General features: G+C 65.1%; 24 protein-coding genes. 15 read left to right on the top strand and 9 right to left on the bottom strand.

What is annotated here, in order from left to right; genetic code table 11:
• The first annotated feature begins 172 nt into the window (after window positions 1–172).
• Window positions 173–472 carry a hypothetical protein gene (locus tag ACQP1T_RS32125; protein ID WP_433756771.1) on the top strand — a complete coding sequence of 100 codons (300 nt, stop codon included), beginning with the start codon at window positions 173–175 and terminating at the stop codon, window positions 470–472.
• 13 nt (window positions 473–485) lie between these two features.
• Here the strand turns inward: ACQP1T_RS32125 and ACQP1T_RS32130 are convergent, their stop codons facing one another.
• Both ACQP1T_RS32130 and ACQP1T_RS32135 read right to left on the bottom strand, forming a co-directional pair.
• Window positions 486–728 carry a hypothetical protein gene (locus ACQP1T_RS32130; protein ID WP_433756772.1) on the bottom strand — a complete coding sequence of 81 codons (243 nt, stop codon included), beginning with the start codon at window positions 726–728 and terminating at the stop codon, window positions 486–488.
• Window positions 729–913: 185 nt separating this feature from the next.
• A complete protein-coding gene (locus tag ACQP1T_RS32135; protein WP_433756773.1) occupies window positions 914–1,609 on the bottom strand; it encodes a TetR/AcrR family transcriptional regulator in 696 nt (231 codons plus the stop codon).
• A gap of 231 nt (window positions 1,610–1,840) precedes the next feature.
• On the opposite strand from ACQP1T_RS32135, the gene ACQP1T_RS32140 reads away from it, so the two are divergent.
• Both ACQP1T_RS32140 and ACQP1T_RS32145 read left to right on the top strand, forming a co-directional pair.
• On the top strand, window positions 1,841–2,461 hold the full coding sequence (locus ACQP1T_RS32140; RefSeq protein ID WP_433756774.1) for a hypothetical protein: 621 nt from the start codon (window positions 1,841–1,843) through the stop codon (window positions 2,459–2,461).
• Between the two features lie 114 nt (window positions 2,462–2,575).
• Entirely contained in the window at window positions 2,576–2,776 is a 201-nt protein-coding gene (locus ACQP1T_RS32145) for a hypothetical protein (protein ID WP_433756775.1), read from the top strand.
• 16 nt (window positions 2,777–2,792) lie between these two features.
• Here ACQP1T_RS32145 and ACQP1T_RS32150 read toward each other — a convergent pair whose 3' ends face one another.
• Window positions 2,793–5,006, bottom strand: a complete 2,214-nt coding sequence (locus tag ACQP1T_RS32150) for an MMPL family transporter (RefSeq protein WP_433756776.1) — start codon at window positions 5,004–5,006, stop codon at window positions 2,793–2,795.
• A 124-nt stretch (window positions 5,007–5,130) separates the two neighbouring features.
• On the opposite strand from ACQP1T_RS32150, the gene ACQP1T_RS32155 reads away from it, so the two are divergent.
• Together ACQP1T_RS32155 and ACQP1T_RS32160 are read left to right on the top strand one after the other, a co-directional pair.
• Window positions 5,131–5,271 carry a hypothetical protein gene (locus ACQP1T_RS32155; protein WP_433756777.1) on the top strand — a complete coding sequence of 47 codons (141 nt, stop codon included), beginning with the start codon at window positions 5,131–5,133 and terminating at the stop codon, window positions 5,269–5,271.
• A 78-nt stretch (window positions 5,272–5,349) separates the two neighbouring features.
• Window positions 5,350–5,751: a VOC family protein gene (locus ACQP1T_RS32160; protein WP_433756778.1), complete on the top strand. Its 402-nt coding sequence runs from the start codon at window positions 5,350–5,352 to the stop codon at window positions 5,749–5,751.
• Window positions 5,752–5,917: 166 nt separating this feature from the next.
• Here the strand turns inward: ACQP1T_RS32160 and ACQP1T_RS32165 are convergent, their stop codons facing one another.
• A complete protein-coding gene (locus ACQP1T_RS32165) occupies window positions 5,918–6,745 on the bottom strand; it encodes a class I SAM-dependent methyltransferase (RefSeq protein ID WP_433756779.1) in 828 nt (275 codons plus the stop codon).
• A gap of 71 nt (window positions 6,746–6,816) precedes the next feature.
• Between ACQP1T_RS32165 and ACQP1T_RS32170 the strand changes: the two genes are divergently transcribed.
• The 5 genes from ACQP1T_RS32170 to ACQP1T_RS32190 all read left to right on the top strand — a co-directional run bounded on the left by ACQP1T_RS32170 (window position 6,817) and on the right by ACQP1T_RS32190 (window position 9,438).
• On the top strand, window positions 6,817–7,419 hold the full coding sequence (locus ACQP1T_RS32170; protein WP_433756780.1) for a TetR/AcrR family transcriptional regulator: 603 nt from the start codon (window positions 6,817–6,819) through the stop codon (window positions 7,417–7,419).
• Window positions 7,420–7,686: 267 nt separating this feature from the next.
• Window positions 7,687–8,112 (top strand): hypothetical protein, encoded by a 426-nt coding sequence (locus ACQP1T_RS32175; RefSeq protein ID WP_433756781.1) that lies wholly within the window; start codon window positions 7,687–7,689, stop codon window positions 8,110–8,112.
• Window positions 8,109–8,408, top strand: coding sequence for an SH3-like domain-containing protein (locus ACQP1T_RS32180; protein ID WP_433756782.1), 300 nt, complete (start codon window positions 8,109–8,111; stop codon window positions 8,406–8,408). The genes ACQP1T_RS32175 and ACQP1T_RS32180 overlap by 4 nt, the downstream gene beginning before the upstream one ends.
• Entirely contained in the window at window positions 8,405–9,112 is a 708-nt protein-coding gene (gene scnC, locus ACQP1T_RS32185) for a thiocyanate hydrolase subunit gamma (RefSeq protein ID WP_433756783.1), read from the top strand. Before ACQP1T_RS32180 ends, scnC begins: the two co-directional genes overlap by 4 nt.
• Window positions 9,109–9,438, top strand: coding sequence for a ScnB (locus ACQP1T_RS32190; protein ID WP_433756785.1), 330 nt, complete (start codon window positions 9,109–9,111; stop codon window positions 9,436–9,438). The genes scnC and ACQP1T_RS32190 overlap by 4 nt, the downstream gene beginning before the upstream one ends.
• Window positions 9,439–9,450: 12 nt before the next feature.
• On the opposite strand, the gene ACQP1T_RS32195 is transcribed toward ACQP1T_RS32190, so the two are convergent.
• Together ACQP1T_RS32195 and ACQP1T_RS32200 are read right to left on the bottom strand one after the other, a co-directional pair.
• Window positions 9,451–9,780 carry a cupin domain-containing protein gene (locus ACQP1T_RS32195; protein WP_433756787.1) on the bottom strand — a complete coding sequence of 110 codons (330 nt, stop codon included), beginning with the start codon at window positions 9,778–9,780 and terminating at the stop codon, window positions 9,451–9,453.
• 334 nt (window positions 9,781–10,114) lie between these two features.
• On the bottom strand, window positions 10,115–10,609 hold the full coding sequence (locus ACQP1T_RS32200) for a MarR family winged helix-turn-helix transcriptional regulator (protein ID WP_433756788.1): 495 nt from the start codon (window positions 10,607–10,609) through the stop codon (window positions 10,115–10,117).
• A gap of 154 nt (window positions 10,610–10,763) precedes the next feature.
• Between ACQP1T_RS32200 and ACQP1T_RS32205 the strand changes: the two genes are divergently transcribed.
• The 4 genes from ACQP1T_RS32205 to ACQP1T_RS32220 are packed head-to-tail and all read left to right on the top strand — an operon-like array spanning window position 10,764 to window position 14,653.
• Complete coding sequence (locus ACQP1T_RS32205) at window positions 10,764–11,108, top strand: TetR family transcriptional regulator C-terminal domain-containing protein (protein ID WP_433762445.1); 345 nt, start codon at window positions 10,764–10,766, stop codon at window positions 11,106–11,108.
• Window positions 11,071–11,820 (top strand): ABC transporter ATP-binding protein, encoded by a 750-nt coding sequence (locus ACQP1T_RS32210; protein WP_433756789.1) that lies wholly within the window; start codon window positions 11,071–11,073, stop codon window positions 11,818–11,820. Before ACQP1T_RS32205 ends, ACQP1T_RS32210 begins: the two co-directional genes overlap by 38 nt.
• Window positions 11,821–11,826: 6 nt before the next feature.
• Window positions 11,827–14,175: an FtsX-like permease family protein gene (locus ACQP1T_RS32215; protein WP_433756790.1), complete on the top strand. Its 2,349-nt coding sequence runs from the start codon at window positions 11,827–11,829 to the stop codon at window positions 14,173–14,175.
• 43 nt (window positions 14,176–14,218) lie between these two features.
• Entirely contained in the window at window positions 14,219–14,653 is a 435-nt protein-coding gene (locus tag ACQP1T_RS32220) for a helix-turn-helix domain-containing protein (protein ID WP_327095978.1), read from the top strand.
• On the opposite strand, the gene ACQP1T_RS32225 is transcribed toward ACQP1T_RS32220, so the two are convergent.
• Both ACQP1T_RS32225 and ACQP1T_RS32230 read right to left on the bottom strand, forming a co-directional pair.
• Window positions 14,633–15,862 carry a PucR family transcriptional regulator gene (locus ACQP1T_RS32225; RefSeq protein ID WP_433756791.1) on the bottom strand — a complete coding sequence of 410 codons (1,230 nt, stop codon included), beginning with the start codon at window positions 15,860–15,862 and terminating at the stop codon, window positions 14,633–14,635. The genes ACQP1T_RS32220 and ACQP1T_RS32225 overlap by 21 nt on opposite strands.
• Window positions 15,863–15,916: 54 nt before the next feature.
• The gene (locus ACQP1T_RS32230; RefSeq protein ID WP_433756792.1) at window positions 15,917–17,335 is read right to left on the bottom strand and encodes a condensation domain-containing protein; all 1,419 of its coding nucleotides are present in this window, start codon (window positions 17,333–17,335) and stop codon (window positions 15,917–15,919) included.
• 218 nt (window positions 17,336–17,553) lie between these two features.
• Here ACQP1T_RS32230 and ACQP1T_RS32235 point away from each other — a divergent pair, with 218 nt between their 5' ends.
• The gene (locus tag ACQP1T_RS32235; protein ID WP_433762446.1) at window positions 17,554–18,570 is read left to right on the top strand and encodes an alpha/beta hydrolase; all 1,017 of its coding nucleotides are present in this window, start codon (window positions 17,554–17,556) and stop codon (window positions 18,568–18,570) included.
• A 9-nt stretch (window positions 18,571–18,579) separates the two neighbouring features.
• On the opposite strand, the gene ACQP1T_RS32240 is transcribed toward ACQP1T_RS32235, so the two are convergent.
• Window positions 18,580–21,033, bottom strand: a complete 2,454-nt coding sequence (locus ACQP1T_RS32240) for a hypothetical protein (protein WP_433756793.1) — start codon at window positions 21,031–21,033, stop codon at window positions 18,580–18,582.
• Between the last annotated feature and the right edge of the window lie 244 nt (window positions 21,034–21,277).

Raw genomic sequence — 21,277 nt, forward strand, 5'->3', positions numbered from 1 at the left:
CGCGACGGGTCGGCGAATGAGGTGGTTTGCGCGAGTCTGTTCGTGGCTACTGCTAGGTGGATGCCGGTGCCGATGGGGCCATCGGCTGACTATCGGGGCTGGAGACTGGCCCGCGGGACATGCAGTCCGGTCACCTCGGCCGACTGTGACGACAGCGGAAGGAACCAGACAGATGTTGATGCTTACCCCTAGCGCCATCGAGGCAGTTCGCACCATCACCTCAGCAGAGGGCATACCGACGGATGCCGGGCTGCGGATCTCCACGGCGGATGGCGCCGAGACGATGTCGCTGGCGATCACCGCGGGACCGGCCGAGCAGGACCAGGTCTTGACCGCCGAGGGGTCGCGGATCTTCCTGGACGAGCAGGCCGCCGCCTTCTTGGACGACAAGATCCTCGACACCGAACTCGACCCGAACGGCCAGGGCACCTTCGTCCTCGCCCAGCAGGACCAAAGCGGCACCGGGCAGTAGTCCGGATCGGGCGCTAATCCTGCGGGAATCCCCAGCAGGGATAGTCGCGGCCCGCATCGACAAGGCCGACGCTTTGCGGTGTCCGGCAGATGACGTGCGGTTTGTGGCGATAATCCACAACCAGATGCCGAGTCGCCGCCTTTTCACCGGTGAACGTCTGATGACACTGGGAACAGTGGCACACATTGTGCGCGCTCAGTGGCCACCAGGACCGGCAGCCCCGGCATTTCACCGTCTCCGGCGATCTCGTCTTCATCTCACTCACTCACCCGCGCAACCCGGATGCGGTCGGTCGTCAACACCTCGGTCGTACCCGCACCGGGCGCTGCCACACCTTCATCCTCGATCGCCGAAAGACCAATCCTGCCAAGGCATCGTCTCACCGATTCGTTTCAACTGAGCGATCCCCAATGGGTAGGGTACGCAACTCCGGGAGCGTGGTCATCCCTCCGGCGCTGCGGTCGGCTCCTCCGGTCCAGCGGTGATGATCTTGATCACCGTCGCGACCAGTCGGCCGTCGGGATCGCGCAGGCGCGGCAGCGATCTCCGATTCACCAATAGCGAGCCAAGAGTGAGATCTACCAGTTCAGCGCCGACCTGCGCGGCGGATCTGCGCCCCTCCGGCTCGAACCACGTCCACGCCCACTGTGCGGCGCCGAAGATGAGCAGGCTCCGGATACTAGTATCGACAGGGCGGAACTCACCCGCGGCAATGCCCGCGTCGACCACGCCGTGCAGGATTCCGATGTAATTCCTGCGTAGCTTGCGCCCCTCGGACTCCTCATCCTCCTGCGCGAGCCGCGCGACCTCCCGCTGGAATGCGACGGTGCGATTTCGATCGTGCACCTGGTAGAGCATGGCCGCGTGCAGTAGCCCGGCAAGCTGCTCGGGCGGTGTATCGAACTCCGACACGATTCGCCGGGCCTCGTCGATCCGGCGCCGCATGTAGGAAACATGCAGAGCTTCCAACAACCGCGCCTTGGTGCCGTAGTGGTGCACGATCAAGCCCTGTGAGATGCCAAGCTCGCTGGCTACCCCACTGAAACTGGTTCCGTCGTAGCCCTTCTCGGCGACGTGGCGCGTGAAAATGTCGAGAATCGCGCCCGACTTGCCCGGTCCCGTCGCACGCCCACTCACTGTCCCACCCCTCCTCGGCCAAATTTCCGGAAACTCTAGCACCCGCTGACTGCTCAACCAGTCGTTGACTGAGTGCGCAGTCAGCATTAGCATTATGCGCCGAGTCGCAGTGCCGCACTCTCCGTACCAACCATTGATCTCGAAGTAGTCGAGCACGACCTATGAATCAGCACGCCCATCCCGCCGAGGCCGTCGATCGACGAGCCTCTGAACACGTCACATGACCGGGCTATGTCAGCACCGACCGCAGACGGCGGTACGTGGCGCCGTGAGCGCTCGCTGCCGGAAGGACATGTGATTCCCCTGGACGCGGGTATAGCGGCAGCGGAGGGTGACAGAGCGATAGATGCGGCATCTGTGCTTTCGCCGGAGCAACTATTGGCCGCGATCGCCGGACGTCTCACCGAGCCGTTCCCGCTGATCACGTGGGCGCGAGAACTCGGCGATCTGCATGCTGCCCTGATTTCGGCGGTTCTGAATCCGCAGCGGCACCCACCCGAGGTCACCGAGACAGCCCTGCACTCGGACATCGCGAAGGTCATCGACAAGATCAACTCTTGGGCGGCGTCCTACGTCCGCCACAGCCGGTGCGCCCGCCGCCATACCCACACCTTCGGTGAAGTGATCAGTCATGTCGCGAAGACCTACGCCGAGGCGTGGTGGACCGTGCTGCACAGCGACTGCGAGGAGCTTCGGCACTCGGCATGGGTCCATCTCAGCGAGGTCCGTGACGGCTACGCGCACCTGATCAGCGATATCCGGGAAGGCCGCGTCCAGCTCCCACTGGGCTGGCGCGGCATCCGCCACACCCGACAAAACGACAGCGCGTTGCCCGATGCGTCCATCCGATAATCACTCGGACCCGACCGCGACCTCGGAAGATCAATAGCGGCGGTTTGCCCGTGCCGACGCCGGGTACGACCGATCCACCCAGCCAGAGTGCGTTCAGCCTGAAAGGCGTGAAGCATGAGGATCTGTCCAGGAACACTGCTCGTACCCGCCAGGACGGCCGAGCAGGCCGCACCCGTCGAGGTCAAGGCGATCAGGCGCAGTCCGGTTCCGTACGCCGAAGTCGAGCCGCACGGCGGCGGTCAGCGGCGGCCCATGCTCCTGCGGGATCTCGAGCGCGACTATCGGCTACCCACACCCGGGACTTTCACGGTATGACCGACGCGGTTGACGATTACCCGGTAATGCCCTGCGGCACTTCGGCTTCGGCGTGCTCGCCGAATCGGCGTTCGAGTTCGACGCCCTCGATATCGAGGTCGGGGACGTAGCGCGCGAACCAGCGCGGGTGGTACCACATGCGGTTTCCGATGATGGCCATGACCGCGGGCACCAGGGTCAGCCGGACGATGAAGGCATCGAGCAGGACACCGACCGCGAGGCTGAACGCCAAGGGTTTGACGATCGGGTTGTCCGCAGTGGTGAAGGCGACGAACACCGCGAACATGATCAGCGCCGCCGCGGTCACGACGCGCGCGGAGTGGGCGACGCCGTTCTGCACCGAACTGATCGCCTCACCGGTGCGCGTGTGTTCCTCCTTGATCCGGGACACGACGAAGATCTGATAGTCACTGGACAGGCCGAAGATGATGGCCAGCGTGATAATCGGCAGGAAGCTCAGTGTCTGCGCCTTGGTGACATCGAAAATACTTGCACCCCAGCCCCATTGGAATACCGCGACCTGTGCGCCGAGGGCGGCGAAGACCGACAGGATGAACCCGACGATCGAGGACAACGGCACGAGGATCGTGCGGAACGCGATCGTGAGCAATACCAGCGCCAGACCCACGACGACCGCGAGGAAGACGGGCAGTGCCTTGGCCAACTGGTTCGAGGTGTCGATGTTGGCGGCAGTGGTACCACCGACCAGATATGTTGCGCCGGCGCCACTTTCGATGCGATCACGGTCGTCGCGCAGCCGGTTCACCAGATCGGTCGTCGCGGAATCGTTGGGACCGGTCTTCGGGATCACTTGGATCAGCAGCAATCCGTTGTCGGAGCCCGCGGGCTGGACGGCGGCGACGTCGGGCTCCTGCCGCAGTCGGCCCATCAGTGTTTGTCCGGCGTCCGGGCTGGTCGCGGCCGACAGGTCGGTCACAACCAGCAGCGGTCCGTTGAAACCGGGACCGAATGAATCGCTGACGATGCGGTAGGCCTTCCGGGCCGTGCTCGACTCCGATTGCGTTGCACCACTGGGCAATCCGAGGTCCATGCGGGTTGCCGGGACGGCCAGGACGGCGAGCATCGCGATACCGAGAACCAGCATCGGGATCCGGAATCGGGTGACGAACCGGCCCCATGCGTGCCCGAATGTGCGCTCGGGCTCGTAGGCGGCGATGCGCGCGACCTCTTCGGCCTTGCCCGGATGCAGCGGCGGCGAGATGAACTTGGCGACCATGTCACCGGCGAAGCCGAGGAGCGCGGGCAGCAACGTGAGTGCGACCAGCATGGCGACCAGCACCGCACCCGCCGCCGTCAGCCCCATGACGGTGAGGAAGGGAATGCCCGCGACCGCGAGACCGCACAGTGCGATGATCACGGTTATCGCCGCGAACACCACCGAACTTCCCGCGGTTCCGACCGCCAGCGGAATCGACTCGGCCGCGGCCATTCCCAGCACGATCTGGTGTCGATGCCGCGACAGGATGAACAGCGCGTAGTCGATGCCACAGGACAGACCGAGCATCAGCGCCAGCGACGTGGCCGCCGAGGCGACATCGACGAAGGCGGCCACGCCCAGAATCCCGGTGAGCCCGATACCCACACCCACCAATGCCGTGATGATGGGCAGTCCGGCCGCGACCACCGCGCCGAAGGTGATCAACAGCACGATGAATGCCGCGACGATGCCGAGAAGCTCTGGGGTATGCGGGATCTCGGCCGCGAAGCCAGGATAGACCGCACCGGAGAATTCCACCGTGAGACCGGTATCGCGGGCCGAGTCGGCGATGTGATTCACCTCGTCGAGGGTGCCCTCGCCGACGTCCCCGGCCGGTACCGAGAACTGCACACTGCCCAGTGCCACGCGCTGATTCGGCGATACCACCTGCGCCTGGAACGGGTCGACGACCGCCGCGACCTGCGGCAGTCCCTTCAACCCGGCCATAACCTTTTCGATCTCGGCGCTCACCTGCTGGTCGGTCACCTTGGCCATGCCGGGGGTTTGGAAAACAACCTGCATCTGCGCACCACTGAACGCGGGCATTCGCTGTTGCAGCAATGACACCGCATCCTGAGACTCGGTGCCCGGGACGGTGAAATTGTCGTTGGTCTTACCGCCGGTTCCGGCCGCGAAACCGATCGCGCCGACCAGCACGACGATCCACAGTGCCAGCACCCACCAGCGGCGCCGTGCTACGACCTTGCCGAGGGCGAACAGATACCGGGACATACGGGTCCTCCCACCGAGACACCAATTGACACGTCAGCAGAGCGATCACTCACAGCACCGGTACGATATCACATCAACTGACGATTTCCTCATAAACGCTGCAATGGTCAGCAACCTCCGATAGGTGTCAGAGCCCGGCGTCGTCGAGTCCTGGACAGCGACCGATCCGGAAGTGGCGGCGGCTCGCGCCCGTCTGATCGCCGAGCCAGCCGAAATCGTCAGCGCTGCAGCGGAATTGGAAGCCATTGGGCCGGAATCGAATTGAACTACGCCGATCTCCACTGACGTCGCCCGAGAAGAAATGGCTGCACCGGAAAAGTCCCGCACATGTACCGTCGCGCGCATGGCTTGCAGAATCACCCAACTCCTCATCGACTGTGCCGACCCACAAAGGCTGGGGGACTTCTGGTGCGAAGTCCTCGGCTACGTCGAACTCGGCTGGGAGGACGGCGCCCTGGAGATCGGCCCGCCCGGAATCGGATTCGGCGGCCCGCAGCCCACACTGATGTTCATCCCCAGCACCGAGCCGAAGCGCGGAAAGCTGCCGCTGCACTTCGACGTGAACCCCACCGATCGCGACCAGGACGCAGAACTGGAGCGGCTGCTCGCCGCTGGTGCACGGACGGCCGACATCGGCCAGGGCGACGCCGTACCGTGGCACGTGCTGGCCGACCCGGAGGGAAACGAATTCTGCCTGCTCCGGCACGCGGTCGAAGCGGTCGAAAGCCATCCGAACCCGCGATGATGCCGCCTGGCGGGTGTTTCCCAACGTGGTCTCGATTGCCATTTGAGCCGGTTGGCGCAGCCGGTCACTGCGCGGTCGAGTGCGCCGGTCGAGTCGTCTGGTCACCGGGTCCGGCGGCGGGGAGGCCGATTCCGGCCGCGCGCGGAGGCGAGACCGAGCGCGATTGTCAGCAGGTGCCCGCGCGTACGGCGGTCGCGGCCAGCGTGGTGTAGTCCATCGTGAAGGATCCGCCCAGGGAGTCGATGGCATTGCCGGTCGCGTCCAGTATCTCGGCCAGCTGATCGGGACGGAGCCGGGTGAGACCGCCTGTAGTGGGGAGCAGCTCCAGCCATTGGTCGCGCGTATAGGACTGCTGCCAGTCGAATCGCCACTGTTCGGGATCTCCGAATAGTTCGGTCTCGCGGATCCGGTCGGCGAATTTCTGGTATCCCGCTTCGTAGAGTTCCACGGGACGTCGAGCTGGTTGGCCGCTGAGTGGGGAGTCCGGCGCCACCCGCAGGTAGGCGGCGGCGAACGGTTCCGCCACCTCGGCGGGTGGCTCGTACACGTGACCGAAGATCGCCAGTCGTCCCCTTGGCCGCAGCACGCGCGCCGCCTTCGCGGCACCGGCAACCGGATCCACCCAATGCCACGACTGGGCGGCGATGACCGCATCGAACATCCGGTCGCCCGGCTCCCACGCCTCGAACGTTGCCACCTCGACCCGCAGGCCGCGGGCTCGCGCGAACTCGGCCATTCGCGCATCGGGTTCGACGCCGAGCACCGTGCACGCTGCGGCCTGGAACTGGCGGGCCGCGATGCCGGTACCGCAGCCGACATCGAGCACGTCCGACCCGGGGCTCCCGGCGAGAATCCGCGCAACCAATGCGTCGGGGTAGTCGGGTCTGGCCTGGTCATAGCGCTGTGCGTCGATGCCGAACGAGGTGGCCATCCGCTGGGACTCCCCTGGATGCGCTGCGGGCGGTTCTGGTTTCTCTCGCGGTACGATGGGCATGCGCCCACCTTAATGGGCGCACGCCCACTACGCAACGATTGCGGTGGATCGACGCACGAAAGGATCTGCGAGTGCCAACCGGGGTGCACCTTCACGACGCGCGGCAGCAACTGTTCGACGCCGCCGAACGCGTACTGCTGCGCGACGGGCCGAACGGACTGACCAGCCGGGCCGTCACCGACGAGGCAGGCTGCGCCAAAGGCGTTCTGCACCGGCACTTCACCGACTTCGACGCCTTCCTCACCGACCTCGTGCTCGACCGGGCCGCGCAGCTCGAGGCACAGACGAGTGCGTTGCGCGCCGCTGCCGGCACCGGCACGGTGGCCGCCAATCTGACGGGTGCGCTGACCGTTCTGTTCGGACCGGTTCCGGTGGCGATCATCCCGCTGATCACCTTCCGTGACGAGGTGCGCGCCCGACTACGGCGAGCCCGAACCGGCGGCGGCATAGCGATCCTCGCCGAGGCGACGACCGCGATCTCCACTTATCTGACCGACGAGCGCGAACTGGGCCGCATCGCCGCCGACGCCGACATCGACTCGCTCACTCTCTCCCTCGTCGGCGGCGGGCATCTGTTGTTCACAGACCGCGATGCCGGCCCGCCGACCACAGCGGCGGTCGACAAATTCGTGACAGCGGTCATCTCCGACGCCGTGCAACGACGACCGGCCTGAGCAACTCTGCCCTCTGCCGGAAGGCCTGAATTGCCACTCACTTCTGCTGGTCGCGGACCGACGTAGACCATTGTCGGAGTCAGATCGGCGAGTGCCTGGTGGGGCCGGATCGCGGGCGGCTGTACCTTCAATCGAACGATCTTGACGTGTACTCTTGTCAGTCGGATCAATGCAATTTGGATAGGGGCTCGCAGCCCCGTCGCCGGGTGTGCGCCGTATGCGATCACTCTGCCGGGGGAACATCGGATCCGTCACTACGGAGACCTCATGAGTTCACCGAATCGATTCGACGAAGTTCAAACTCGCGTAGCAGATCTCGCTCCCGTATTCCGCAAACCGCTGGACTCGCCGTACGAAATCTCGAACGAATTGTTTGCCGCACTCCGACACGTCCTGCACGACGTGGGCGGACAGCCGGACGTGCCGATCGAGTACCGGGAAAAGGTCGAAGAAACCTGGGAAATGAATACCTACGTCACCTGCGAATGCCTCGGCTGGCGTGGCGTGTGGAATTCCGAGGAACGCAGGCGAGCCGAGAACGATCTCGGCGCGACGCTGTACTTCGGCCTGCCCTATTACGCGCGCTGGGCGACCGTCGCGGCGAAGGTGCTGATCAATAAGGGGTTGATCACCCCGGACGAACTGTCCGCGAAATTGGACGAGGTACGCGCACGGTTGGAGGCGCGGCAATGACCAGGAAGTACGAGATCGGCGATCGCGTCAGGGTGCGAAACGCGACGTCGATGTTCCACACTCGCACCCAGGCCTACACCCGTGGTCGAACGGGCGTCGTCGTCGAATACCGGCCGGAATGGGTGATTCCGGAAGACGAGGCGTGGGGACGCGAGGACGGTCGCTTCGAACCGTTCTACGTCGTGCGGTTCCGCCAGATAGACCTTTGGCCCAAATACACCGGCTTCGACGTCGACACCTTGGAGACCGAGGTCTCCGAGCGCTGGCTCGAGCCCGCAGAGGAGGATGCCAAGTGAGTCAGACCCACGATCACGGTGCGCACGCGCCGATTCAGACGAGCTCGCAGATCAGCGAGTTCGAGATTCTGGAGACGGCGGTCCGCGAGCTCGCCATCGAAAAGGGCCTCTTCTCCCGAGAAGACCATCGACGGTTCGCCGAATGGGCGGAATCGGTCGGTCCGCACGGCGGATCGAAACTGGTCGCGAAGGCGTGGACGGATCCCGATTTCAAGGCGCGCCTGCTCGCCGACGGCACCGAGACGTGCAAGGAAGTCGGCATCGACTGGCGTGACCCGACCGGGTCCGGTACGCCGAGCGACTACACCTACTTCTACGTGCTGGAGAACACGCCCGAGGTGCACAACGTGATCGTCTGCACGCTGTGTTCGTGCTACCCGCGCCCGGTTCTCGGCATGTCGCCGGACTGGTACCGCACCCCCAATTACCGTCGGCGCCTGGTGCGTTGGCCCCGCGAGGTGCTTGCCGAATTCGGCCTGCACATTCCGCCCGAGGTCGAGGTCCGGGTGCACGATTCGAACCAGAAGTCCCGGTTCATGGTGATGCCGATGCGCCCGGCGGGCACCGAGGGTTGGACGGAGGAGCAGCTGGCGGCAATTGTCACCCGGGACACGATGATCGGCGTTGCCGTGCCGCAGGTCGACTGGACCGCGCAGGCGCCGCCGGACCAGGTCGAGTCCGCCTCGGGAAGGAGTCGGCAGTGACAAGCGGTCCCTACGACGTTCTGCTGCGCACCCTGGATCCCGAGTCACGACGGGAGAGCACGCTTCCCGAACTCGATCGCAAGCCCGAACCATGGGAATCGAGCATGCAGGCGACGTGCGAATGCCTGTCCTGGCGTGGCGCATTGGACAACCTGGAGCGCCGCCATGCCGAGGATGCGCTCGGTGAGACGACATACCACGACTTTCCGGTACACACCCGATCGGTGGTCGTGACGGCGCACACGCTGATGGATCGTGGATTGATCGTCCCGGAGGAGTTGCGTGCGCGCATGGACGCGGTGCGGGAGCGGTTCAACCGGGAGTAGGTTCCTGCGGTATCAGCCCTCGGGGTAGAAGACGAACAGTGTGCAGCCGGTGGTCGACTGCGGGATATGTGACGATCCGGCCGGAGCGTGGATGAACGATCCGGCCGGATAGTCACGGAATCCGTCGTTGAATGTGCCGGATACTACGAAAACTTCCTCCGGCCCCGGCTCGTGCAGATCAATGCCCTCCCATGCGGTGCCCGGATCCATTTCCAGCACATACGCTTTCGCGCCGTTCGCCCCGCTCCACAGCGCCCGCGAGCGAATGCCCGGAAACAGCTCTCGCACAGGTGAATCCGCGACGGTGGCCCACTCGTATCCGGGGAACTCGGTGATCTCCATATTTCTACAACCGCCGGTTTCGGCCGGACTATTCCGCTGAGCGGACCCGAACCCCGGACTTGCGGGCAGAGCGGTTTCGGGCGATCTGACGACTCTGGGGACGGGATTTCGTGACCCCAGCCTGCCGAGCACCGTGCCAGCATTCACCGGATGGTGGGGCTTCATCCAGCCGCTGCCCAGCATTGCGGCCCCCCTTGCCGGACTCGCCGGGCTGCTCGCATTGCAGTGGGCTCACATCCGGCCCAGGCGTCGACTCCCGGACGTCGCCGCCCGCGGTGTCGGTGCCCGGCGAACCCGAGCGCGAAGCGGAACTGGTAGCCGCCCGATAGGGCTCCTACAGCGGATACGCCTGCAGTCCCTTGGCGGCTCCGCACTCCTCCCCCGCCGTTGCGAAGGCGGTCAGTGCTCGCACCAGCCCTTGGCGCTGCGTGGCGGGCATGGTCTGCACGACGCGAGCGATTTCGGCGCGACGGCGCGCGGTCACCTCGGTGACTATGCGGCGCCCGTGCTCGGTGAGATCGACGATCTGCTCGCGCCGGGACTGCGGATTGGGCTGGCGGGTAAGCAATTCCGCGGATACCAGCCGCTCGACCATCCTGGTCGCGGTCGATGGCTGCACATCCAGTTGCTGGGCCAAGGTAGCCAGATTGCTCGGCCCCTGGGTCGCCAGGATTACCAGGGTGCGGAACTGCGGCAACGTGATCGTGTCGTCGACGTGCGCGATCGAGCGGGCCGAGATGGCCATGAGAAGGCGGGACGCGGTCAGCAATGCGTCGGTGACCTCGTCGACCGAGTCCGATGGTGTCGAGCGGCCTGACGTCGCCATCATCCTCCTCCGTCGGTGCGACGTCAGGACCTTACCCGCTGACCCAATCTTGCTTATGGCAACTATTGCATAGTGCCACTATCGGAGCTAGATTGGGCATACGCCCAAGGCGATTGTCCAATCGAATCGACGAGAGGATCTGCGGTGGTCACAGCGGCTGAGCACCTCGACCGATCCGGCAACGGTTGCCATGAGCGAGATGATGCTCGCCGCCACCCGGCACGAACGCCTGCGCCGCGAACTCGGCCGGTTCATCGCCGAGGCCAGAGCCGCGCTGACCGAATGGTTCCGCGAACAACAGGTGGTGGCCGATCCGGCGGCGACGGCGGCCGTGGTGCTGGCCCTGATCGATGGCCTGATCCTGCACCGACTGATCGACCCCAGCCTGGGATCGATCGATGTGACCGGCCCACTGCTGCGCGCGGCCGGGTTGACCGAACCCATTGCGAGCGAAGGGAACTCCAGTGACCATCCAGCCAAAGGCGAGCGAAACCAGGACTGACCGGCCCCGCGGCGGAGCCACCCTGCGCGGCGTGCACAAGACCTACGGCGCGGGCGAAGCGGCCGTACACGCGCTCAGCGATATCGACCTCGATATCGAACCGGGCGAGTTGGTAGCGGTGCTCGGCGCCAGCGGGTCGGGCAAGACCACCCTGCTGAACGTCATCGGCGGCATCGAAAGCCTTGACCGGGGCTCGATAGTCGTTGCCGGTCAAGATATTTCGCGAACCCACCCGGCCGCGCTCGGCGGCTTCCGGCGGGCGCATGTCGGATTCGTATTCCAATTCTTCAATCTCATACCCAGCCTCACCGCTCGCGAGAACGTGGAAGTCATCATGGAATTGACCGGCCGCGGCGACCGCCGCGAGGTGCCGAAACTACTGGCGGCGGTCGGACTGTCCGACCGCGCCGAGCACTTCCCGGCCCAGCTGTCCGGCGGCCAGCAACAGCGGGTCTCGATCGCGCGGGCCCTGGCGACCGACCCGGACCTGCTGCTCGCCGACGAACCGACCGGCGCGCTCGATGTCGCCACCGGCCGTGGCGTACTCGAATTGCTACAGCAGACCAGCCGGGCCGGGCGCGGGGTCATCATGGTCACGCACAACGAGGTGGCCGCGGCGATCGCCGACCGAGTAGTGCGCATGCGCGACGGCCGGATCGTCGCCAGCGATATCAATACCGAGCCCGCCGACGCGGCGACCATTAGGTGGTGAGGGCCGATGTTGGTGCCATCGAATCGGGTTCTGGTTCGCAAGACAGGGCGCGACCTGCGCCGACGCGCGGCGCAGATGGCAGCGATCGCGGTGACCGTGCTACTCGGGTTGTTGCTGTTCGTCGCTAGCTACGACTCGTTCCGCAATCTCGAAACCTCTTATCGGCAAACCTACGAACGGTTGCACTTGGCCGACTTCACTACGCGCGGTGGCGATCCGCTGGCCATCGCCGCCGCTGTCCGAGATTCCGCCGGTGTGCTGCGCGTCGCGACGCGCACCCAGGCCGATGTGCCGATGTCGATCGGCGCGACCAAGCTGGTCGGCCGGATCACCGGCTCCGAGACCGCCGGTATCGACGAAATCGACCTGACCGCAGGCAATTTGCCCGATCCGGCGCACCGCGACCAGGTAGTCGTGGAACACCATGCCGCCCAGACCTTCGGCCTGACCGTCGGCAGCCGATTGCGGATCTTCGACGGGACCGAATGGCGGCAGGTGACCGTCAGCGGCGTGGCCCGCTCCGCGGAATATCTGTGGCCCGCACGCAGCCGCCAGGACATCGTCGGTGATCCACATGCGTTCGCGGTCGTCTTCGCACCGCAGGCCGTTGCGGTGTCGTTAGCCGCACAACCCGGTCCGAATCAGACCCTGATCGAAATGTCGCCCACCGCGACGACATCGGAGCGCGATCGAGTCGTCGATCGGCTGCGGTCGGCCGGTGCGGCGGCAGTCGAACCGCAACGCGAGCAGCCGTCGAATGCCGCACTGCACGAAGACCTCGGCGGATTCTCCAAAATCGCGGTCGGATTCCCCGCCCTGTTCCTCATCGCGGCCGCCATCGCGGAATACGTGCTGATCACCCGCCTGGTGCAGGCCGAACGCCCGATCATCGGCACCCTGCTAGCCGTGGGCGCCCGACGCCGGGCGGTGATCGGTCACTATGTCGGTTACGGCATCGCCATTACCGGGCTCGGCGCGCTGTTCGGCGTACTCGGCGGATTCGTCGTCACCTCCGCGGTGACCGCCGCCTACACCCGGCAGATCGGCATTCCCGATACCGTTGTCGAGCACCGGATGGCCACGGCTGTCATCGGTTTCGCGCTCGGGCTGCTCACCGGAGTCATCGCCGCCATGGTCCCCGCGATCGGCGCGGCCCGTATCGCACCGGCGGCCGCCATGCGTGGTGACGGTGACCGTCCGGCACCCGCCGGACGGTTCGCTCGCCGGACGGCACGCTGGCAACGTTTACCCGTAGTCGCACGAATGGCATTGCGCTCGTTGACAAGAGGCCGACGGCGGACCCTCGCGACCATGACCGGAACCGTGCTCGCACTGGTACTGATTCTCGCCTCGGTCGGGATGCTCACCAGCATGCGCGCCATGCTGAACGTCCAATTCGGTACGGTCCAGCAGGAAGACGCGACCGTGCTCGTCGCACCGGGAACCACTGATCTGCAGCCCCGGCTGCGCTCTGTCCCCGGCGTCGCCGCCGTGGAGCCGACCACGATGACACCCGTTACGGTCGCCGCGAACGGGGACTCCTACTCGACGACGCTGACCGGTCTGCCCGCGCAGACCACCATGCACGGATTCCGCGATCCCGACGGCGGCACCCGGCAGCTGCCCGTCGACGGTGTATTGGCGGGCGCGCCACTGGCCGCGAAACTCGGCGTCGGTATCGGCGATATCCTCACCGTGACACCCGCTTTCGGTGCGCCGCGGCAACAGCGCCTCGCCGGATTCGTCGACGAACCACTCGGCACTGTTCTCTACGCGACCGACGCCACCGCCCACACGATCGGCGGGCTCGGCACGAACGGCTACCTGCTCCGGTTCGCCCCTGGAGTCGACCGAAATACCTTGCGCGCCACCATGACCGAACTGCCCGGCGTCATCGCCTACACCGACACCCACGCGCTGCAAGACCAGGTCGAGAAGTTCCTCGGACTGCTCTGGATATTCATCGCGGTGATGCTCATCCTCGGCGCGACGCTGGCCTTCACCGTCATCTACGTGACCATGACCGTCAATCTCGCCGAACGGACCACCGAACTGGCCACCCTGCGCGCCGCGGGCGTCTCGGCACGCCGGCTGACCGCGGCGCTGGCCATCGAAAACCTCACCGCCACATTGCTCGCGGTGCCACTCGGACTTGCGGCGGGCATTGCCGCCGCCTGTGCCTTCCTTCGCTCGTTCACCAGCGATATGTTCGATATCGACCTCGCCATCGGCGCGATACCACCATTGCTGGCGGTCGCCGCGGTCGTCGCCGCCGCCGCACTGTCGCAACTGCCAGCTGGCCGACTCGTGCAACGCATCGACGTCGCCCGAGTGGTCCGCGAGCGGGCACGGTAACCTGCGAGGCCGATGTTTCGATCGAAGAAGATGGGCACCCCAGATGGCTGATTTCGCCGAGCGGTTGAACAAGCTATTCGAAACCGTGCATCCCCCGGGCCGCCGCTCGCATACCAATGCGGAGGTCGCGGACGCGTTGACGAACTCCGGCCACCCGATCTCGAAACCCTATCTGTCGCAACTACGGTCAGGGCAGCGCGCCAACCCGTCCAACGAGACCATGGCCGCCCTCGCCAAATTCTTCAAGGTCAAACCGGACTACTTCTTCAACGACGTCTACGCCGCCAAAATCGACCACGATCTGGAACTGCTGTCTCAGCTTCAGGGCTATCACCTGCGCCGACTATCGAGCAGAGCCTTCGACCTTTCCGAGGAATCGCAGAATCTGCTGGCCACCATGGCGGAGAAATTGCGGGCGAGCGAGGGATTGCCAGCCGCGCCGCCGGACACCGACGACTCAGGACCCGACCAGGCATAGCGCCGTGCCCGGTGCTTGTCTCGATGGAGATTCGGCGAAGGTGCATGCGACCAGGCTCGACCTGAGATACCAAGCGTCGGCGGCGTTTTCGGGATCGAGTCCAGTCAATTCGGCGATTCTGATCAGGCGGCGGCGCACAGCGCTGGTCGAGACGCCGAGTCGGCGGGCGGTCGGCGCGCGTTTGCCCTGTGCGGCGAGGTAGATGCGCAGGGTATCGAGAAGTCCTGGCTCGGTCCGCAGCGGATCGAGGATCGCTCGCAGATGCCGGTAGCCGGGACCGGGTCGGATCAGTTGGTACTCATGTGCCAGATCTTCGAACCGGTGCACGCCGGGTCCGCGATCGAGGCGCAGGGCGAGATCGAGCAGTTGGTGCACGCACTCGGCCGCGGACGGAATGCGGCCACGCGGCGACACGGCGAATGTCGCGGTTATCGGGGCGGCAGCGGCGCGGGTCAGCCGGGCGACCAGGTCGGCCAGCCATTCTTCGGTCTCGGCCGCGAATTCCGTTGGGATGAGGATGGTTCCGCCGTCGACGCTGAGTATCGATAGCACTCGGCATTCGCGGATTGTCGCCAATTCGGCTTGGACACGTCGCAGCTTGCGGCGCGCGACCACCCGGGAATCGAGCCGAGCATCGTTTTCGTCGGGGTGCGGCCCCAGCGCGATCGCGATCACGAAGTAGGACGGCGAAAGTTCGGTGCCGCATCGGTGCGCCATCGTCGCATCCGCTTTTCCGGCCAGCAGCGCCGATGCCATCGTCTGCCCGGCGACTCTGCGATCACCGGTCATGGCACGCACTTCGCCGACGTACCCGCGCAATACCGCGGTCGAAAGCTGCTGTGTCGCTTGGATCAGCCGCGCGCCGTCGGTGTAGAGCTCCTGCCGGACCGACCGCGGCCGATCGGCGGCGACGAGTTCGAAACCGGCTTTGATACCGGCGTGCATGACGTGCTGGATAAGCGCGATGGACAACTCCCGATCCGCCATTCTGGCCGCGATGGACTCGAGCCGGGCGACGGTTCGCTCCGGCACCGGTCTGCCCGTGCGCATCGTGGCGGTAAGGCCTTCCAAACCGCAGCGCGCGACCGTGATCAGCTCGCCATGGACGGCACCATCGAGACCCTCGACCGATGTGCTTTCGAGACGGCTCACGATCCTGCGCGACAATGCCAGGTAATTCGGCTCGATCGAATCATTCGTGACCGTCATGGCATTTCCCCGTTCGGTTCCGATGACGCACACAGGCGAAGGCCACCCGGACGGTCATGACAAGACGTCGACCCGCACGGCGTAGTCACCGTCCGCGACCACCCCGGTAATGACCGCGGTCAGCGCCTTCGCGTACCGGTCGATCGACACGTGCGCCTGCGGGGTGTCGGGAAACATCAGGCTCGAGGTGGTCACATCGTTGAACCGGTTGATCCAGAGGTAGACCTCGCTCGCGCTGGCCCGGTTGCCGTACAGTCCGCCGTTGATCCGATCGAACATTTCCGCACCGGCCATCCTGCGGACATCGACATACGACAGCATCGGCGCGGCCCAGCCCGGCTCGGTCCGAATGCCCAGTTCCGGAGTGACCAGCTCGAGCACCCGATGTGGCGAAATATCGGTCAGATCCTTGGCGCGTTCGGCGGCATCCTGGACCGAGGCCACGAGCGAGGTGAAGGTGTCATCCGGCCGGATCGCGGCGTTGACCGGAATGAGGTTGGTGTACCAGCCCACCGAGGTCGCCTCGCCGGGAGTCGCGCGGGTATTGGCGGGGGTGAGTCCGAAATACCAATCGCGACCGGTCAATTCGAGCTCCGCCATGGCCAGCGCGGTGAACAGTCCGCCGATGAACCGGCCACCGTGGTCCTGGCAGACCTGTTCGAATCGCAATGCATCGGCCTCGCTCATCAGCGGAAGCGTCACCTGCGCACCGCGGATGCCACCGTCGGTCCGTCCGAGATCCAGTGGGAACGACGGCATGTCACCGTCATTGAGCTGTAGCAGCTCGATCCAATGCCGGATCTGCGGTGACTCGAGCGTGAGCTGTTCATTGAGCGCACGTTCGCGCGCACAGTATGCGAGGTGGCCGTCGACCGGTGCGGAAGGCACTCGGCCGCCGGACAATTCGTTGCCGTACAGGGTCAGCAGATCGACGCATGACAACGCCTGCGCGACCCCGTCGGTATGCAGGTGATCCACGGCCGCATACACCGTAAATGAATCACCGTGATCGATGACGCCGAAACTGAAGCAATCCCATTCGAACGGACCCGGTGTTTCGGCCTGTACCCGCTCGCGAATCGCATCGCTGTCGGTGAATTCACCATGGTCGGTAGCAACGAATTCGATGTCCTCCGGCCGCGCCACATGGCGCACGATCCGGCCGTCGGCGGTAAACGAAAACCAGCTCGAAAACGTGTCGTGCCGACGCAGGAACGCGTTGAATGCACGGGTCAGCGCATCGTGGACCGGAGCGCCGGGAATATCGAAGGCGATCATGCACAATCGTGATGCGCGAACTTCCGCATCGGCATTGCGATACGCGGTCCGCAGATACGCCTCCTGCTGGTAAGAGGGGCTTATCGGATGTAGCGGAGCCGTCCGCACCGCCGCCCGCGAACTCGGTGACGCCGTCCATGCGGTGAGCCGACCGCCTTCGGGATGCCATTCATCGAAAAAACCGAAATTGACCAATGGATGCCCTCGATTCGTGAAGCCGGGAGAATCTCAGTCAACGTGATGCATTGCCGGTCGACCATGGTCGAGCTCGAACTTTGTGATGTTCCCCAGAACCAATGGATTTCGCCGAAAGATCATCCAAATGGCCTTACCCGTCATGGTAATCGCCGATTATCGTGACCACGGCAATAGGTCGTGGGAAGGACGAGTGAGTGCGAACTGCGACAGGGCTCATGACGCTCATCTCCGCATTGAGTCTGGCCGCCGTGCCGGTGACCGCCCGCTCGGAACCCAGCGGCCCGATCACGGTCGCCGCGGCCACCACCGCCGCGCGCCCGGCCGCCGACGGCTCCACCCTCATCGGCATGGTCGAGAATCCGGACGGCATGCTCGACCTGCGCGTCCACTCGGCCGCAATGGACACCGATCTTCTCGTCAAAGTACTTCGGGCACCGGATAGTTCGCTACCGGCACCCACGCTGTACCTACTCAACGGCGCCAGCGGCGGTGCGGATGCCAGTAGTTGGCCCGAGCAGACCGATATCGTCGACTTCTTCCGCCACGACCAGGTCACGGTCGTCACCCCGATGGGCGGCAATGGCAGCTACTTCACCGATTGGCGCAACGACGATCCGGTCCTGGGCCGCCAACGCTGGACGACCTTCCTGACTGCGGAACTGCCGCCGATCATCGACTCGGCCTTCAACGGCAGCGGTGCCGATGCGATCGCGGGGATCTCCATGGCCGCGACATCGGTATTCCAGCTCGCACTCGCCGCACCCGGGCGCTACCGGGCCATCGGCTCCTACAGCGGTTGCGTACAGACCAGTGATCCGCTGGGCCAAGCCATGATCGACGCGGTCGTGCTGCGCTGGCGCGGCAATCCGATCAATATGTGGGGTCCCCCGAACGATCCGGCCTGGGCCGCCAACGACCCCGCTGTGCATGCCGAAATGTTGCGCGGCACAGCGATTTACGTCTCGACCGGAACCGGTATCCCCGGGTCCCTCGATACCCTCGACGGTCACGGTATCCGAGGCAATGGGGGCAAACTCGTCGGTCAGCTCGTCAACGGCGGTGTGCTGGAGGCCATCACCAACCAATGCGCGCACGCATTGCATGAGCGACTCCGGCAACTGGACATCCCCGCCACCTTCGACCTGCGCCCCACCGGCACCCACTCGTGGGGCTATTGGCAGGAAGACCTGCACAAGTCGTGGCCGATGATCCGCGACGCGCTGACCAGGTAACGCACCAGCTCAGTTCAGGCGAGCACCGACCCTGGCCATGGGCGGTGCCCAGCCGGGCCGTGGCGGACTGTTGGGTGCGGGGGGCGTCGGTGTGTTCGTCGCTGTCCGCTTGGCACCGCTCAATGCTTGGTCGGTAAGCGTCGCATCGGAGATGTGGCCACGGGCCGCCCGGAGCAACTGTTGGTTCGTCGGATCGCGCAATGCGTCGTTGACGCTCTCCAGCACCCGGTCCGCCTGTCGACTTCCGATCGCCCCCATCATCCGCTGGGCGGCGAGTTGGTCCTGTTCGAATGGGGTACCGGCCAACGGACCGGAGGCGGTGCCGCCATTGGCCACTCGTTGGAGGTCTTGGGCCAATTCCGAGGTGGGTGCGTTGAGGTACGCACTGACGAATTGTTCCTCCGCGCCGTTGGCTACGCCCTGATCGAGCGTGACGCCAGCGGGGACCGAGCGCCGATATCGGAATGCCGCGGCCTGCAAGGTGGCCAGATCCGCCGCGACTTCGCCTGGGTCGCTCCCACCCGCGATGAGGCGTAGCGAGGAGTCCTGGACGCGTTGGACCGCGGCGACCACGTGACCGAGATGGTTGTTGGCCATCGTCCAGTCCTTGGAATTGCCATCGACGATCGACCACGAGCGTATGGCGTTGAACACGATGTCCTCGTCGGTGAATCCGGCGGCGAGCAGCGCGGCCGGTGCATCGCTGATCTTTCCGCCGATATCCTCCAAGCCCTGTAGCGCCGCTGCCGCGCCACGAACGGTATTGATGCCGCCACCCGGTGCGGCGATCGCGGCCTCCCTGGCAGCCCTGCCGAACACTGGCCGATGCACATAGGCCTGGGCGTAGTAGCCATCGGGCCCACCCATTCCCGGCGCGCCCCAGAATCCCCATTGCCCCAATTGCGCCGCACGCTCCGTGCGCGCGAAGGGCCGCAGCGGTGAACGGGTCCGGCCCCACAGCCATTCGGTCGCAGGCGAATTGCTGACCGTGCTGAAGGCGGCAAGGGCGGGCAGTATGCCCATGCGCATGGAGTGCGCCGCACCGGCCGCTCCCATGCCGAGGGCGGTCGTGCCGCCACCCGAACCGCGCGCGCCACCACCGCTGCCCTGCACGGCCAGTGCGAACCGATTCGCGATCCACTCGTTGCCGCGGTCCAGACTTTTGCTGAGGCGTTTGAGCTGAAGTATCGCCACGATTTCGAAGATCGCGCCGATGATGAACACCACCATGACCTGATCACCGGCCAGCTTGAACAGGTCCCCCAGGATCAGCACATACACGCCGAGAAAGATGGTGTAGGCGGTCATGCGTGCCGCGGCGACAAAGCCGTCGACGATATTGCGGATCAGGAACGTCTGCGTGGGTCCGTAAACGAAACCGCCTGCGGCGAACCCGAAGATCGACATCAATCCGTGGTAGATGGTGTCGAGTGCGGCCCGGATCACCTTGATCGCGAGCACGCCCCCGAAGGCGAGCAGGATCGCCCCGGCCACCAGCAGCAATAGGCCGGTGCCGATCTGTTCGAAGTTCGGATTCTCCATCGATTCCTTGGCCACGCTGTCCCCGCAGGCGCCGATGCCCTTTTTCACCCGATCTTCGCTGCGCGCCGTGACACCGGCCGACCACGCGGCCCGGCATGATGCCTGTTCGTCGACCACATGCCCGAAGTTCCAGACCTGCAGTGGACGGCGGGCGAAGTTGTCGGTCAGCGTGCCCTGCATCGTCGCCACCATGCGGGACGGATCGACGTTGTTATTGCCGTTCAATCCGGCCGCCACCGAGATGCCGAGATCACGGCCCTTCGCCAGCAGACCGTCCGAGGACAGCACATCGGCAAGTGGCTCGGCCAGGAAAATCGGCCCCAGCAATCCGACCATGATCATGGTCACCACTTGCAGGGTGGCCTTGGAGTAGAGACCACGCACGACGAACCACGCGACGAAGAATGCGCCGATCGTCGCCGCGGTCACCAACATGATCGGCGTCGCGATCTGCCCGGTCAGGCTGTGCGCCACTCCGAGCAGTGCCTTCGAGAAGAGATTCAGCCACTCGAAACTCAGGGCGTAACCGATCAGCCAGATCGCGGTGATCACAATGATTTTCCAGCCCGCGAACTCCAGGCCGATGACCAGGGATATCGCGGTATCTCCCGGATTCAGTACGCCACCGTGGTCGGTGGCGAAAACATAACTGGCGGCCTCGACTCCTGAGGAATCCGCGACATGGGTCCAGCCGAGCGCACTGCCGACCGATGATCCCGCGGAGCGGGTGCCGCTTTCGGCGGTGGCCGAGGCCGTGGCACCGAGCAGGCCCGGGAAGACGACCAGAACGAAGACTGTGAGCAGCACGGCGAACGTCCAGCGCCGCCGCCGCGTCGCGCGTATCCATGTACGACACCGCCGCAGCACCGCGGGCAACTGCCAGCGATCCGGATCCCAGCAATCCGATCTCGAGTTGTTCACTACCACAACCTGATTCGTTTCCGCGCACCCCAAACGCAGGCACGGCATGGTAAGACGAGCATCGAAGCGGACGAACCCTCGGAGCTGCTCAACAGTCTCCGGAAACGACAACTTCAAACGCTAACCACGCGCCGTGAACTGCCACCCTCGGATCAGTGAACAGAGCACTGCGAAACCATCGGAGCCCGTTGGCTTTTCGTCTTCATCGCGACCGCAGCCGTTCACCGTTTGTTCGCCCCGCCCG

This window comes from Nocardia sp. CA-135398, assembly GCF_050955845.1.
Lineage (GTDB): Bacteria > Actinomycetota > Actinomycetes > Mycobacteriales > Mycobacteriaceae > Nocardia.

Excerpts from the sequence above, each read along its gene's own strand:
- ACQP1T_RS32125 (WP_433756771.1), top strand. The coding sequence starts at position 173 with ATGTTGATGCTTACCCCTAGCGCCATCGAGGCAGTTCGCACCATCACC.
- ACQP1T_RS32130 (WP_433756772.1), bottom strand. The coding sequence starts at position 728 with ATGAAGACGAGATCGCCGGAGACGGTGAAATGCCGGGGCTGCCGGTCC.
- ACQP1T_RS32140 (WP_433756774.1), top strand. The coding sequence starts at position 1,841 with ATGTCAGCACCGACCGCAGACGGCGGTACGTGGCGCCGTGAGCGCTCG.
- ACQP1T_RS32145 (WP_433756775.1), top strand. The coding sequence starts at position 2,576 with ATGAGGATCTGTCCAGGAACACTGCTCGTACCCGCCAGGACGGCCGAG.
- ACQP1T_RS32150 (WP_433756776.1), bottom strand. The coding sequence starts at position 5,006 with ATGTCCCGGTATCTGTTCGCCCTCGGCAAGGTCGTAGCACGGCGCCGC.
- ACQP1T_RS32160 (WP_433756778.1), top strand. The coding sequence starts at position 5,350 with ATGGCTTGCAGAATCACCCAACTCCTCATCGACTGTGCCGACCCACAA.
- ACQP1T_RS32165 (WP_433756779.1), bottom strand. The coding sequence starts at position 6,745 with ATGCCCATCGTACCGCGAGAGAAACCAGAACCGCCCGCAGCGCATCCA.
- ACQP1T_RS32175 (WP_433756781.1), top strand. The coding sequence starts at position 7,687 with ATGAGTTCACCGAATCGATTCGACGAAGTTCAAACTCGCGTAGCAGAT.
- ACQP1T_RS32180 (WP_433756782.1), top strand. The coding sequence starts at position 8,109 with ATGACCAGGAAGTACGAGATCGGCGATCGCGTCAGGGTGCGAAACGCG.
- ACQP1T_RS32195 (WP_433756787.1), bottom strand. The coding sequence starts at position 9,780 with ATGGAGATCACCGAGTTCCCCGGATACGAGTGGGCCACCGTCGCGGAT.
- ACQP1T_RS32200 (WP_433756788.1), bottom strand. The coding sequence starts at position 10,609 with ATGATGGCGACGTCAGGCCGCTCGACACCATCGGACTCGGTCGACGAG.
- ACQP1T_RS32215 (WP_433756790.1), top strand. The coding sequence starts at position 11,827 with ATGTTGGTGCCATCGAATCGGGTTCTGGTTCGCAAGACAGGGCGCGAC.
- ACQP1T_RS32220 (WP_327095978.1), top strand. The coding sequence starts at position 14,219 with ATGGCTGATTTCGCCGAGCGGTTGAACAAGCTATTCGAAACCGTGCAT.
- ACQP1T_RS32225 (WP_433756791.1), bottom strand. The coding sequence starts at position 15,862 with ATGACGGTCACGAATGATTCGATCGAGCCGAATTACCTGGCATTGTCG.
- ACQP1T_RS32235 (WP_433762446.1), top strand. The coding sequence starts at position 17,554 with ATGACGCTCATCTCCGCATTGAGTCTGGCCGCCGTGCCGGTGACCGCC.